This window comes from Marinobacter sp. es.042, from assembly GCF_900188315.1.
Lineage (GTDB): Bacteria > Pseudomonadota > Gammaproteobacteria > Pseudomonadales > Oleiphilaceae > Marinobacter.
The window spans coordinates 3,163,462-3,177,301 of record NZ_LT897781.1 but is presented as its reverse complement, the minus strand read 5'-3'; the positions used below and the strand labels follow the sequence as shown (position 1 = coordinate 3,177,301).

Genomic DNA, 13,840 nt, shown 5'->3' with positions numbered 1-13,840 from the left:
TGAAACGTCTGATCTCCAAAAATCATGACGGCCCGTCGTGACAAACGGTGTCGTGAATTATCGGCAAAAGGGAGAAGCACTATGTGGACACTGATCACTGGCGCGGGGTCGGGCATTGGGCGGGCTCTGGCCCTGGAACTTGCTGCTCAAGGCCACGACCTGATCCTTGCAGGTCGCACCGTGTCAAAGCTGGAGGAGGTCGCGACGAAGCTCCGCGTGGAGGCGCCCGACCGTGAAGTGATGACGCTGGAAGTGGACCTTGCGGATCCCGAAAGCACCCGCAATCTGGCTCAACAGGTAAGTGATGCCGTCGATCATCTCTCAGCGTTCGTGTATTGCGCTGGCGTGGGTGAGCCGGCTGCGGATTTTGCCAGCCTTGGGCTCATCGATTTCCAGGAAGCCCTGGCCGTGAACGTGTCCGCGCCCATGCTGCTCACCCAATCGTTGTTACCGATCCTCAAAGGGGGTGATCCCGCGTCGCGAATCGTGATGATTGGTGCGGGTATGGACAAGCATGCGCAACCCGGAACGGGCAGCTACGGGATCAGCAAGATGGCGCTGCGTCGGCTGGTGCGTCAGATGTCCGTTGAGTTCGACACCATGTCGGACGGGCCGGTTGTCAGCCTCTTTCAGCCGGGGCTGGTGGATACGCCGGGTATTCGAAGCCATATCGATAAGGCGGGCAAGTTAGATCTGCCCCACGCGGAGTGGCTGGCTAATCGTCTGGCGTCGGGGGATTGCCTGAGTGCCGAACAGGCCGCCAGTGCCATCGTGTTTACGCTCAATCAGATACCGGAGAGCGATTTTCACGGGGCCGTGTTCAACGGCGCCGATCTGGTGGATTCGCTCTCATTCGCTGGAAGCTAGGGGAACGTCAAGCGGGCCCTAGAGAGGGACCCGCATGGTTTCGGAGCCGCTGTCAGGCATACCAATCATTTCATCGGTTCCAGTCGGCGGAATCACCTCGGTGCGCTCGACCTCGTATTCGTGGAAATGTTCTCGCACCGCGCAGGCTCCGGTGAACATCACTGGCTTGTCGTAGGGGTCCGTCAGAACGTAGCCCTGACCATCCAGATAGAACCGCGCCATGTAATAGCGCCCTTCCATCGAGACAATCTCCAACAGAGAAATCGTGTCGTGCTTGTGTTTTTTCAGTTCGCCGGTGTCCATGTGCATGGGAAGTCTCCCGCAGGTTTATTGTCGTAAGGAACAGTACGAAACGCTTTCCGTTACAGGTCATAAAACGAGCAATTATGAGCAGGATTGATTTGGTCAAAGCCGCCGTGGACGAGCAGTTGAATGACAGCTACGACCTGCTGGCCATGCGGATGCTGTTTCCCCCGGACCACGTGGAAGTAAAAATTGATCAGGAAATCAAAGACCTGTACGTGTATCCGGAAAGGCTCGATACCGGGTATCGCGACGAATGGCGAGCCATTGCCACCCGGGCCCTGTTCCGGAACGCCTTTGGCGATCACTGGCGGCCTGATGAGGAGAATCTGGAGCGCTACCTGCATTTTCTGAGAGATGAGGCCATTCCCCGTTGTGTTCACGACAACATTGAACTGTTTCGTATGCTCGGCGAGGTCCTGTCAATCGCGAGGTCTGACAACGCCATTGCCTTCCCGGATCCAAAGCGTCGAGCCCTGATGAAGATTATCTGGCCGGAGAAGGGTCGTCGGTGAGAGTAAGCTGGCTGGCGGAACGCGAATCCGGAGCCCTGATCCGACCGTATTGTTTAAAAGATGAACAATAGAGAGGTGCCATCATGGGTCACCAACACATCGTTTTCGGAAAGTGGCTGATTCCCGTGCTTCTGGCTTTCATTGGCCTCGCGGTTCTCGGGTCCCCACAGTCTGTGGCCAGCGACAAAGACGCAGAAATCCGCGACACCATCCTGCGCCAGATCGAAGCGTTTGCGAACAACGACGAGGAGCAGGCCTGGGCCCACGCCTCCGAGGGTATCAAGCGTCGATTCGGCTCGTCACAGGTGTTTGTCGACATGGTTCGTGAAGCCTACCCGGCGGTGCACAACGCCACGGCCATCGAGTTTACCCAGCGCGTGCCCCACGGCGCCTTTGAAATCCAGGTGGTGCGGTTGCAGGGGCCGGAAGGCAAGCGATGGGACGCCTATTACCGGATGGTGCTCACGGAAGGGGCCTGGAAGGTGGCCGGCGTGAGACTCCAGCCGGCCGAGCTGGGTATTTAAAGGGATCAAACCAGGTGCCGCCCGCCATCCAGGGGCAGGGTCCGGCCCGTGATATAGGGGTTGTCCAGCAGAAACTGCAGCGTGGCGACAGCGACCTCAGCCCCCGGTTCTATTCCCATAAGCGACTTCTTCAGGGTTTTCTCCCGGTACGCCTGGCTATCGCCCTGGTTGAACATGATCAGGGAGGGCGCAACGGCATTGACCTTGACCCTCGGAGCCAGTAGACGAGCGAACGACAGGGTCAGGTTGGTCAGGGCTGCCTTGCTGGCGGCATAGGCAATGTGTTTGGCGCTGCCCTTCTCCACCACGTAGTCAGTCATGTGGATAATATCCGTGGTCGTATCGCCCTGCTCCAGCATCGATCGGCAGGCCAGGTTGATGAGGTATGGTGTGGTCACGTGAATCTGCATCATGGCGTTCATCACGTCTGCCGGGTCGGAATCTTCGCTCTCTGGTAACCAGTCCGAGGCATTGTGGATAATGGCACGGAGCGTGTCCGTTTTGGATTTCAGGGCCTGGATGAAGTCATCAATGCCTTCATTCGTGGCAAAATCCGCGTGGAGACACACTGCCCCCGCCTTCTGCAGCGCGTCGATAGCCGGTCGATAGCTTCGATAGGTGACGATGATGGGCTGGCCGCGGTCAAGACAGGCTCTGGCAAAGGCCAGACCAATGCGTTGGCCGGCGCCGGTAATCAGGATGGGTGCGGTCATGACGTCTCCAATCAGGTTTCAATCTGCTTAATCTCCGCATTGAATACGTCAATAATCGTTTCGCAGAGCCATTTATGGCCGGATTCTTTTTCTGAATTCTGATCCCAGCAGAGGTCAAAGGAGAACACGACCTCTTCCAGTGGCAGAGGCGCGGATTTGAAGTGTTTAAGACGGGGATCCAGCGCCAGCAGGCGACGCGGCGCTATGGCAATCAGGTCCGTCTTCATCAGAATATCGGGAATAGCGTCCCAGCTGGACACGATCAGCGCCGAATGCCTTTCAAAGCCGCGCCCGGCGAGCGCATCATCAATCACTGTTGTACCGGTGGACGCCTGGGACAGTTTTACATGGGGCAGCCGGGCGTACAGCTCTGGTGTCATGGGTTCCGAGGCGCTGGGATGGTCGGGCCGCATCAGTACTACAACGTCATCAGCCATGAGGCGTTTACTGCGGACCGCCTTGGGCTTCAGACGCCCGGGGGTCAAACGAATCTGTGCGTCGACCCGGTCCCACTCGGAGCTCTCGGTGGAAATTGAGAAGGGCAGAATATCGATGGTGACATTCGGCGCTTCCTCGCGAATCCGCTGGGAAAAACTTGGCAGGAAAAAACCGGAAACATAATTGGCCACCTGCATACTGAACACGCGCTTGGATTCGGCCGGCACGAATTGCTGTTGAGAACTGATGGCGCTGGACAGGTAGGACAGGCCATCTTCGACCTGAACAATGAGTTCTTTGGCTCTTTCGGTGGGTTCCAGCCCTTTGGCGGTGCGGTAGAACAACTGATCGTTGAGCATCAGACGCAGACGAGCGAGTGCATGGCTGACGGCCGAGGGAGATAGCCCAAGCTCATTGGCGACTTTTGAGATCGATCGTTGCTCCATGATGTTGGCGAAAATTACCAGTAAATTCAGATCAAAATCGCGTAAATTCACCATATTTATCAATACTCGCAGCTTGCCGTCATTATTGTTATCACAACGTGCCCCTGCCAGCGCGTTCTGTTCAGGCCGCCCGGTAATTGCCAGAGGCATTTGACAAGTCTCGCAGACCCGGCATATTTGCGCCAGATTCGGGGCGTCAGCAATCAGAGGAAAGCCGGTGCTCTGGTATCGAGCACCGGCTGACAGAAGCGGCTTTGGGGAGAGGTACTGAAAGGCGGCTCAGGAGGCCGGGAGCTCAGCCGAAGGTTGCGGGCAGCCAGAGGGTAATGGCTGGCACATAGGCCACCAGCGCGACAACCCCGAGCAATACCAGCATGAACGGCCAGATGTGGCGCGCGACAGTCTCCACTCGCAATCCGCTGATGCTTGAGGCCACGAAGATGGAATAGCCAACGGGGGGCGTTACCATGCCGACGGCAAAGTTGATGACCACCATGGCGCCCAACTGGATCGGATCCAGGCCGATCTGCTGACCCAGGCCGATCAACACGCCACTGAGGATGACCATCGCTGAAATGTTATCCATGACGGCGCCAAGCAGAAGCAACATGAGGTTGACGATCAGCAACAGGATGATTGGGTTGTCCGTGAGCGCAAGCAGCGCCTGGGTGAGCTGGGCCGGAATCTGTTCACTGGCCATTACCCAGGCAAACCCGTAAGCCACCGCCACGATAAACATGATAACGGCGGTCGTTCTCATTGAGCTCATCAGGATCGAGGGCATTTTTTTCCAGTCCAGATCGCGGTACAGGAACAGGCCAACGATGGTGCTGTACAGAACACCCACCATTGCGGCCTCGGTGGGCGTGAACATGCCGCTATAGATGCCGCCTAGGATGACAACCGGAGCAAGCAGAGCCCAGATGCCATCCTTCAGAGCGAAAAGGAATTCTTTACCGGTGGCCCGCTTTTCCTTGGCGACACCGTGATGCCGGGCGTAAAGGACACTTACTACGCAAAAACCGGTGGCGGCAATCAGACCGGGAATGATGCCAGCCAGGAACAGCTTGGCGATGGATTCCTCCGCCAGTACACCCCAGATGACCATCGGGATGGAGGGCGGAATCATTTGCCCCAGCGGTCCCACCGCGGTCGCAAGTGCCGCGGCATACCCGCGCTGGTAGCCGCGGTCTTCCAGCTCATCGATCATGATGGAGCCGACGGCTGCTGTCGTGGCGGGTGCGGAACCTGAAATCGCACCAAAGAAAGTTCCGGCCGCAACTGTGGACATGGACAAACCGCCAGTCAGATGCCCGAAGAAGGTTTCGGCAACACGCACCAGCCGCCGGGATAGGCCGCCGGCGCTCATCACCTCACCTGCCAGAATAAAACCGGGAATGGCGAGCAGGCTCGTGACGCTGCTTCCGGCAATGAATTGCTGGGGCAGAATCATCGGATTTACATCGGCCATCCAGATGCCCACAGCCGCCAGCAGTCCGATTGTGAACGCAATGGGTACACCGAGGGCCAGGAGAACAATCAGGCCAATTATCATGACCAGGCCAATCTCACCCATGTCAATGCTCCGAGGATTTGTGGATCGGCCGTGGCCGGACAAGAAGAATCAGGGCATGAATACTGATCAGCGCGCCTCCGACGGGAACCGCTGCATTCTTGACCCAGATTGGATAGCGGATAGCGGGCGATACCTGGCCGGCCGTGAACTCCGCGAAGTTCCAGCCAGTCCAGAGCATCACAAGCCCGAAGCTAATGATCAGCACCATGATGCTCCGTTCAACCAGTTCACCGAGGAGTGCCGGCAGTGAATCGACCAGCAGGGTTACCCGAACATGGCCTCCGGTGCGGACCAGCGCGCTGGCGAACAGGAAGACCGTCCAGGTGAACGCCAGAGCTGCAACTTCATCGCTCCATACCAGCGCATCACCAAGCACGTAACGGTAGAAGACACCAAGTAGCAGGCTGCCGATCATGACCAGAGCAGTCACCACTCCGGCAGCCTGGGACCCTAGGGCCAGGGCGTTTCCAAATTTATCCAGATACTGATACATCCAAACGGTTCCCGGTCAAAAGTCCCTTATAGCGTCGGGGTGTTCCCCGGCAGGTAGCGTTACTCGGCTACCTGCTCCAGGGCCTTGTCGAGAATATCCGCGCCAATCTTGCTGCGGTATTCGTCGTAGACGTTGGCAACCTTGCTCCGGAACGCCTCGACATCGTCGACTTCATTAACGGTCATACCCGCCGCCTCAATCTGGTCAAGAACCGCACCGTTATTGGATGCAACGGTCTCGCGCTGGCGATCAATGGCCCGTTTGGCGGCCTGCTGAACCAGTTCCTGGGTTTCCGGGGAGAGTTTGTTGAAGGTCTGCTTGGACATCAGCAGGGCCAGCGCGTTGTAGGTATGGCTGGTCAGTGACAGATAGTCCGTCACCTCCGGATATTTATTGGCAAAGATGACAGGCAGTGGAATTTCCAGTCCGTCGACCGTGCCCTGCTGTACCGCGGTAAAAACATCGCTCCAGGCCATGGGTACCGGGTTTGCGCCGATGGCGCGGAAGCTGGCAATAAACAGGTCGCTGGGCTGTACCCGCAGCTTCACACCGTTGAAATCCTCCGGTGTGCGGATTGGCCGCTCATTGTTAATGGTGTGCCGGAAGCCGGCTTCCGGAAAACCAAGCCCGATGATGCCTTTGGCGTCCAGCTTGGAAAGCAGCGTCTGGCCGACTTCGCCATCCAGAACTTTGTGTGCCTGCTGGTTGTTGGCGTACAGAAAAGGCAGATCGTTGAGCTGGAACGCAGACTCCAGAGTACCGACCTGGGTCCCCGTAATCACGCCAGCGTCCATGGTTCCGAATTGCATGGCCTGCAGCATCGCGGTGTCGTTGCCGAGTTGATGGTTCGGGTAGAACTGAACGTTGAATTCGCCGGGAGCGGCAGCCTCAAGTTCTTCCGCAAAGTAGTGGGCGGCGATGGCGTACGGGTCGACCTTACTGTCGGCCGTGGTCCAGCCGAGCTTGATGGTTGTCTGGGCTTGGCTCAACGTGGCGGCGCTGGCCAGGATGGCGGCGGCGATCAATTTACGATTCATGAGTTTCATTGTTTTTCTCCGATGTAAATCAAACTGGAAAAGGTTTTTTCTTGATGGCATTTGTTTTCCAGTCAGGCAGGTTGTGCCAAATTTATTTGTGATTATTTGCTCCGATTTCGATCGGTAAAATTAATTTAGGGCAGCAAAAACAAAAGCGCAAATTTAATATTATTCAGCTATTTGTGAATGAAACTAAAAAAGGATTTCTGCTGAATTTCATTCATAAGCAGCTGAATATAATTGAATTTGCAAAAAGGGATAAATCATATTATTTAAATGTTGTCTGATTATTTATTTAATGCGGTTTGCTATTTATAAAAAAAGGAAAAAGCGATGAGCCAGGAATTGTCATGTGAAATAGAGCGCCTGGGAAAAGACTTTTTATGGCCCGAAAACAAACGATTGGCGATTAATTTTAATATCGCGTTTGAGATGTGGACACCGGATTCCTGTTCCAGTGTAAATCCCATGGGCAATGTTCTTGCAGGAGACAGGGTAGATCCCAACGCTGACAGTTATGGACGCTACAACGCCAACGTCGGCGCAAGAAGGCTGTTCGATATTGCAGAGAGATACGGTGTGGCCACCAGTGTGTTTACCTCTGGACTGGTTGCAGAACACTGTTCGGCCGAGCTCAAAAAACGCTTTGATTATGGGCATGAGATTATCGGCCACAGCTATGGCCAGAACATGCTTTTCCCGTATCTGAACGAACAGCAGATCGAGGACAACATACAGAAATCGACCGCGCTGATTGCGCAAGCCACCGGCCAGAAGCCTGGCGGCTGGATCAGTCCCCGAATCACCTCCGATATGGACGTCCAGCACCGTCTGTCCCTGCATGGCTACAAATGGCACGGCGACGCACTGGATGATGATCGACCCTACCTTCAGCGGTTTTCCGAAAGTTCCATAATGGCGATCCCGGTAACCATCGATTTCAATGATCTGCCTCACGCCATGCGATTTGGCAGAACGCCCGAGCAGTTTGTCGAGATGTTCACCGCGACACTGGACAAGCTGTTGGCAAGCAATCGCGAAACGCTGATTCTCGACGTAATTGTTCACGGCCATTGCTACGGCAGGCCTGCGGGCGCCTGGGCCTTTGAGGAGATTGTCAAACGGTGTGCCGGGCAAAATGAACTGTGGCTAACCACCAGAGGACAGATCTTTGATTATGTGAGACCATTTTTCGACGATTGATACCGGAGGCATCACGCCCACATTGTTATGGCAGTACGGAACCCGATAAGCCGACAACCGGGTACCGCAGATCTGAACAATCCGCTGTACTACCTCGAGAACATGGAAACCGTCCTTGGCTGGGTCCAGAGCCATCACGGTGACTTGCTGACAGCAGAAGAGCTGGATCGACTGGCCAGTTTCCATACCCTTTCAATGCCGGCCCGGGCATTGCTGACCCGAATGGTGATGCGCACGGGCGATCTCTTCCGGTCGGACAAGCTCAAGTATCCGGAGCTCGGCGTACCAGAGGCCAGTGCCCTCGACGAAATCATGGAGGCAGGCTGGTTGGATACCAATCCCCTGCTCAGCCTGGATGAACTGTTCAGATTGTTCACGCTTGGAGAACTGCGTCCGGCCATGGAGCCGCTTTTAAAGGCAGCCGGAGAGCCCGCCAACCTGCCCAAGGGCCGGATGCGCGACGCCCTGCTTCTGCGGTTTCCCGACCCTCTGATCGTCGCCGACTGGCTCGGTCAGCACGCCAGGCCGGTTGTCAGGCTCAAGACCATGGCGCTTTTTGACCGGGTGCGCCTGATGTTTTTCGGCAATCTTCGCCAGAGCTGGTCCGATTTTGTGCTGGTGGAGCTGGGCCATCAGCAGTATGAGCCGGTCACTTTCACACCGGATTCCCGGGCCTTTCAGCAGCGTTCCGAGGTCGACCTGTATCTTGCCATGCACCAGTGCCGGGAATGGCTGGACCAGGGCGTACCCGCCCACGAGGTTTGGCAGGCGGTTCCTTCGCCCTCGAATAACGCCTGGCTGACCAGCCGCCGTGACCGGCTGTTGCTGGAATTGGGCCGGCAGGCGGAGCGCCAGGGGGAGCGGGAACTGGCATTAGAGGCTTTCGCCAGCAGCGGCCATCGGGAAGCGCGGCTGAAACAGCTCCGGTTGCTGGAGCGGATAAAGCGTCACCGGGAAGCCTGGGCCATTGCCTCCGAGTGGCAGAACCAGGAACTGAGCGATGCTGAAGCCCAGGGTCTGGCGCGGATTCTCAAGCGGCTTGCGAGCCGGCTTGGCGAGATAGCGCCGCCGCCTCCGGAGCAGCCGCTCATCCGGGAGATCACCCTGACCCTGCCGAAGCCAGAGGTCGGGTCGGTCGAATATGCCGTTCGGGACCACCTGTATCGGGACGAGGCGCCCGTGCTTTATGTCGAGAACACCCTGATCAACGGCCTGTTCGGCCTGCTGTGCTGGCAAACCATTTTTGCGCCGGTGCCGGGGGCCTTTTTCCATCCCTTCCATGTGGGTCCGGCGGACCTTACCCGGGAAGATTTCGTCAGCTGTCGGAAGGCATCGTTCGAGCAATGCTTTGCGCTGCTGGCGGATGGCAGCTATCGGGATCGGATACTGGCGAATTACCGGGCCAAACAGGGCACCACCAATCCGTTCGTGATCTGGCCGGTCCTCAATGAGGAACTGCTCGGCCTGGCGCTGGACTGTCTGCCACCGGCGGATCTGGAGCGCCTGTTCCGTCGCTTGCTGTTGAATATCCGGGGGCATCGCAGCGGCTTTCCTGATCTGATCCGGTTTCTCCCCAATGCGGCTGAGCCTGACAAGCGTTATGAAATGATCGAAGTGAAGGGGCCGGGTGACCGCTTGCAGGACCATCAGATCCGTTGGCTCGAATTCTTCGCGATTGAAGGCATCCCCGCCAGTGTCTGTTACGTGCGCTGGCAGGCGAGCGAGGCGATGGAATGACGGTGAGAGTTGCCGTCCGGACTCTGTGCGAGTTTGCCGCGCGCAAGGGCGACCTGGACTTCCGCTATACCCCGGCACCCAGTGCCGAGGAGGGCATTGCTGGCCATCAGGCAATCCAGTCCCGGCGCGGCTACGGCTATAAAAGCGAGCATTTACTGACCGGTGAATGCATGGGGTTATTGCTTTCCGGCCGCGCCGATATCTATAACCCCCACCGAGGCCGGCTGGAAGAGATCAAAACCCATCGGGGTGACCTGTCCCGAATCCGTGAGCATCAGCGGGCACTCCATCGCGCTCAGCTGAGAGCCTACGGCGCGCTGTTGTGCCGGCAGGAAAACCGGAAAACCCTGGAGCTGGCACTGATCTATTACGACACTGGTAGAGACGAGGAAACGCCAGTGGTGGAGACCGCCAGTGCCGAAGAGCTCTGGCAGGAACTGGAAACCCTGTGTAGTCATTACAAGGCCTGGGCTGAGCAGGAAGAACATCACCGCGAGCAGCGCAATGTCCTGCTTTCAGGCCTAAGATTCCCCTTCCCCGCGTTTCGCCCCCGGCAGCGCCAGCTGGCGGAGACGGTGTACAAAAACTCGGTAAAGTCCGGCACCCTTTTGCTGGAAGCCCCCACAGGCCTGGGTAAGACCCTCGGCACCCTGTTCCCGGCGTTGATGGCGATGCCAGCAGCCGGCCAGGACCGCCTGTTCTACCTCACTTGTCGCAATACCGCCCGTCAGCTGGCCATGGATGCAGTTGCCCGTCTGCGTTCGGCTCAAGCTGCCCAGCATTGGCCACTGCGAACCCTGGAACTGGTCTCGAAAGACGACGCCTGCGAGCACCCGGACAAGGCCTGTCATGGCGATTCCTGCCCACTGGCGAAAGGGTTTTTCGACCGGCTGCCCGACGCCCGGGCGGAAGCCGCCCAGAGCGAAGGCACGCTGGACCAGCTCGCCCTGGCGAAGATCGCCGCCGGTCACGATATTTGCCCCTACTTTCTGGCCCAGGAAATGGCCCGGTGGAGCGATGTGGTGATCGGTGACGTAAACCGGCTGTTCGATCAATCCGCCCTGCTCCACGGTTTGATTCGCCAGAACAGCTGGAAGGCCAGCGTACTGGTGGATGAGGCCCATAACCTGGTGGACCGTGGCCGGAGTATGTATTCGGTTCGGCTGGATCAGCAGCGTTTGCTGAGGATCAAAAAAACCGCACCGACGCCGCTGAAATCCGCCATTGATCGCACCGCCCGCGCCTGGCAGAGCCTGATCCGGGATTACCAGGCTGATACACAGAGCGCGGAGTTTCTGGAGACGTTGCCGACGCAATTGCTGGGTGCCCTGCAGGCGATGGTCTCGAACCTGACCGATTACCTGGCCGATAATCCCCCGGATCTGGCCCTGCAGGAGCTTTTGTTTGAAAGCGTCGCCTTCATGAAGCTGGCGGACTCCTTTGGTGATCATTCCCTGTGTGAATTCCAGCGCGCCGGTCGGGGGCGGGCCAGCCTGACCATCCAGAACCTGATCCCGGCGGATTTCCTGCGCGAGCGGTTTGAAGCGGCGCATTCGGTTCTGCTGTTTTCCGCCACCCTGAGCCCCGGTGTTTACTATCGGGATTTGCTGGGATTGCCCGAGGATTCCCGTTTTACCTCCTTGCCCAGCCCGTTCAGCGCCGACCAGCTGCAGGTGCAGTTCACGCCCGGCATCAGCACCCGCCAGGCTCACAGGGAGGCATCACTCAAACCGATTGCCGACCTGATCGCCCGCCAGTTCCGTGAGCGGCCCGGGCATTACCTGGCGTTTTTCAGCAGCTTCAAATACGCGAAGCAGGCCAGCGCCGCGTTGGCGGAGCAGGCGCCGGATATACCCCAGCGAGCTCAGCAACCGGGCATGTCGCCTCAGAAGCGAGCAGATTTTCTGGCCGGTTTCCGGAACCCGGAGGGCAGTGTGGCGTTTGCGGTGTTGGGCGGGGTGTTCAGTGAAGGCATTGATCTGCCCGGTGATCAGTTGATCGGTGCCTTTGTGGCCACCCTGGGCTTGCCGCCGTTCGATGCCTGGCATGAAATCCTCAAGGCTCGGCTCGAGCAGCGATTTGGCGCCGGGTACGACTACACCTATCTGATTCCGGGGTTGCAGAAAGTGGCCCAGGCGGCCGGGCGGGTGATCCGGACCCCGGAAGACAAAGGTGTAATCTGGCTGATTGATGACCGGTTTCTGCAGCCGGCCATCAACCGGCTGTTGCCGCGCTGGTGGTTCAGCGCAGCAGAGTAGTTAACCGAATACGAAAAACGCCAGCTTGTTGCCATCCGGGTCCTTCACGTAGGCACCGTAGAATTGGTTGGGGATTCGCTGACCGGGCTCGCCGTCGCAGGTGGCGCCGAGCTCAATGGCCTTCTTGTACATGGCATCCACGTCTTCTTTCGAACCCGCAGGCAGTGCGACCATGTTGCCGTTGCCGGGATGGTTGGGTTCTTCGTTGAAGGGAACGCAAACCGCGATCATGGGGGCGCTCATGCTCTTGCCGATAAATGCGATGCGTCCCATATCCAGAAGCACTTTGGCCCCCTGGTCGCTCAACAAATCGGCATAGAATGCCTTTGCTCTTTCCATATCACTGACGCCAAGGGTGACGTATCCGATCATGTTTTTTCTCCGTTGCTGATTGTTTTGGGCGTAATGAATACGTTGAATGTTGCGCCGGGATCATTCTCCGTTGCCATCGGCCACTATCCGGTTCCGCCCGGCTCTCTTGGCGGCATACATGGACTGGTCGCAGGCTGAAAGTAAATCCCGCACAGATGTGGTCTGGGACTCTGACCCGGACCAGTTAACCACACCCGCACTGAAGGTAATGCCAAATTTGTCGCCTTCATCACTGACAAAGCTTTCTGTCTGCAGGGCGATGCGCAGGGATTCCGCCACGTGCCCCGCCTCAGACAGCCCGGTGTTGGGCATGAAGATAATGAACTCTTCACCTCCGGTACGTGCCACGATATCGGATTTTCGGGTCCTGGATTCGATAATATCGGCGAACCGTTGCAGCACCGCATCGCCGGTGGGGTGTCCGTAGGAGTCGTTGATGGTTTTGAAGAAATCGATATCCAGGGAAATCAGCGAAAAGGTATCGCCGTACCGTTCGCTTAGTGCCACCGACTCTTGAAGTTTCCTCAACATGTACCGGCGGTTGTAAAGGCCGGTCAGCTCATCAGTAATTGAAAGCTGTTCGAGCTCGAGCTCCAGGTTCTTCTCGGTGTCGATATTGATGGTCATTCCATGCCAGCTGATTCTGCCATCCGTGTCTTTCTCGGGCCGCGACACGCCCTTAAGCCAGTACGTGCCGCGCTCGGTCTGAACGCGGTATTCGCAGATCCACTCGTCCAGGGTTTGGGCAGAAACGGCGATGCTCTCATGCACCCTCGGGAGATCATCCGGATGGATCAGGTTAAAGATTTTGTCGGGGTCATCCAGACACTCTTCGGCGGTCAACCCATAGAAATCCCGGGTTTTTTCGCTCAGATAGGAAAAGAAGTAGCGACCGCCTGGTTCCAGCACAAAAGTGTAGATGATGCCCGGCAGGGATTTGGCGAGTTGCTCCATCTGGTGTTGGCTGAGCTTCTCCCGGGTGACATCCAGATGGGTTCCCATCAGCCATCGTGTATCCACGCCCTGTTCGTCGGTAAGCAGTGTGCCGCGGGTGTGGATGTAGCGCCAGTCGCCGCCCTTGTGGAGCATCCGAACGACGCATTCGAACAGGGGGGAGTCACCATCCAGGTAGCGTCTCAGCGCTTCCCAGGCTTCCTTAAGATCCTCTGGGTGACAAAGGTTTTCCCAGATCTTGAAGGTGACGGGTTCCAGCTCTTCAAGCTGATAACCCAGAAGATCGGCCCAACGGGGGTTATAGATAACCTCCCCGGTATCGAGATTCCATTCCCAGGTACCTGCTCCGGTGCCTTCGAGAATCGCTTTCAGTCGGATTTCCGGTGTCAGTTCCATGTTCCTTC

Annotated in this window: 14 protein-coding genes; 6 read left to right on the top strand and 8 right to left on the bottom strand. The window is 57.4% G+C overall.

Annotated elements, in window-relative coordinates; translation table 11 throughout:
- Positions 1-81: 81 nt before the first annotated feature.
- Positions 82-867, top strand: a complete 786-nt coding sequence (locus CFB02_RS14820) for an SDR family NAD(P)-dependent oxidoreductase (protein ID WP_088558602.1) — start codon at positions 82-84, stop codon at positions 865-867.
- Positions 868-885: 18 nt separating this feature from the next.
- On the opposite strand, the gene CFB02_RS14815 is transcribed toward CFB02_RS14820, so the two are convergent.
- Positions 886-1,176, bottom strand: a complete 291-nt coding sequence (locus tag CFB02_RS14815) for a DUF6482 family protein (RefSeq protein ID WP_014578848.1) — start codon at positions 1,174-1,176, stop codon at positions 886-888.
- 77 nt (positions 1,177-1,253) lie between these two features.
- Here CFB02_RS14815 and CFB02_RS14810 point away from each other — a divergent pair, with 77 nt between their 5' ends.
- Complete coding sequence (locus CFB02_RS14810) at positions 1,254-1,685, top strand: hypothetical protein (RefSeq protein ID WP_088558601.1); 432 nt, start codon at positions 1,254-1,256, stop codon at positions 1,683-1,685.
- Between the two features lie 83 nt (positions 1,686-1,768).
- Complete coding sequence (locus CFB02_RS14805; protein ID WP_062783665.1) at positions 1,769-2,209, top strand: DUF4864 domain-containing protein; 441 nt, start codon at positions 1,769-1,771, stop codon at positions 2,207-2,209.
- 5 nt (positions 2,210-2,214) lie between these two features.
- On the opposite strand, the gene folM is transcribed toward CFB02_RS14805, so the two are convergent.
- The 5 genes from folM to CFB02_RS14780 form a co-directional block, all read right to left on the bottom strand.
- Positions 2,215-2,922: a dihydromonapterin reductase gene (gene folM / locus CFB02_RS14800; RefSeq protein ID WP_088558600.1), complete on the bottom strand. Its 708-nt coding sequence runs from the start codon at positions 2,920-2,922 to the stop codon at positions 2,215-2,217.
- Between the two features lie 11 nt (positions 2,923-2,933).
- Complete coding sequence (locus CFB02_RS14795; protein WP_227519237.1) at positions 2,934-3,956, bottom strand: LysR family transcriptional regulator; 1,023 nt, start codon at positions 3,954-3,956, stop codon at positions 2,934-2,936.
- Between the two features lie 145 nt (positions 3,957-4,101).
- Positions 4,102-5,382, bottom strand: coding sequence for a TRAP transporter large permease (locus tag CFB02_RS14790; RefSeq protein WP_088558599.1), 1,281 nt, complete (start codon positions 5,380-5,382; stop codon positions 4,102-4,104).
- Between the two features lies 1 nt (position 5,383).
- The gene (locus CFB02_RS14785) at positions 5,384-5,875 is read right to left on the bottom strand and encodes a TRAP transporter small permease (RefSeq protein WP_088558598.1); all 492 of its coding nucleotides are present in this window, start codon (positions 5,873-5,875) and stop codon (positions 5,384-5,386) included.
- A 59-nt stretch (positions 5,876-5,934) separates the two neighbouring features.
- Positions 5,935-6,921 carry a TRAP transporter substrate-binding protein gene (locus CFB02_RS14780; protein WP_088558597.1) on the bottom strand — a complete coding sequence of 329 codons (987 nt, stop codon included), beginning with the start codon at positions 6,919-6,921 and terminating at the stop codon, positions 5,935-5,937.
- Between the two features lie 459 nt (positions 6,922-7,380).
- On the opposite strand from CFB02_RS14780, the gene CFB02_RS14775 reads away from it, so the two are divergent.
- Genes CFB02_RS14775 through CFB02_RS14765 form a run of 3 tightly spaced genes read left to right on the top strand, consistent with a single transcriptional unit; the run spans position 7,381 to position 12,110 of the window.
- Entirely contained in the window at positions 7,381-8,115 is a 735-nt protein-coding gene (locus CFB02_RS14775; protein ID WP_227519236.1) for a polysaccharide deacetylase family protein, read from the top strand.
- Positions 8,116-8,142: 27 nt separating this feature from the next.
- Positions 8,143-9,852, top strand: coding sequence for a VRR-NUC domain-containing protein (locus tag CFB02_RS14770; RefSeq protein ID WP_088558595.1), 1,710 nt, complete (start codon positions 8,143-8,145; stop codon positions 9,850-9,852).
- Positions 9,849-12,110 (top strand): ATP-dependent DNA helicase, encoded by a 2,262-nt coding sequence (locus CFB02_RS14765; RefSeq protein WP_227519235.1) that lies wholly within the window; start codon positions 9,849-9,851, stop codon positions 12,108-12,110. Before CFB02_RS14770 ends, CFB02_RS14765 begins: the two co-directional genes overlap by 4 nt.
- Here CFB02_RS14765 and CFB02_RS14760 read toward each other — a convergent pair whose 3' ends face one another.
- Together CFB02_RS14760 and CFB02_RS14755 are read right to left on the bottom strand one after the other, a co-directional pair.
- Positions 12,111-12,482 (bottom strand): VOC family protein, encoded by a 372-nt coding sequence (locus CFB02_RS14760; RefSeq protein WP_088558594.1) that lies wholly within the window; start codon positions 12,480-12,482, stop codon positions 12,111-12,113. It lies immediately after the preceding gene.
- A gap of 60 nt (positions 12,483-12,542) precedes the next feature.
- On the bottom strand, positions 12,543-13,832 hold the full coding sequence (locus CFB02_RS14755) for a sensor domain-containing diguanylate cyclase (RefSeq protein WP_088558593.1): 1,290 nt from the start codon (positions 13,830-13,832) through the stop codon (positions 12,543-12,545).
- Positions 13,833-13,840 lie beyond the last annotated feature (8 nt).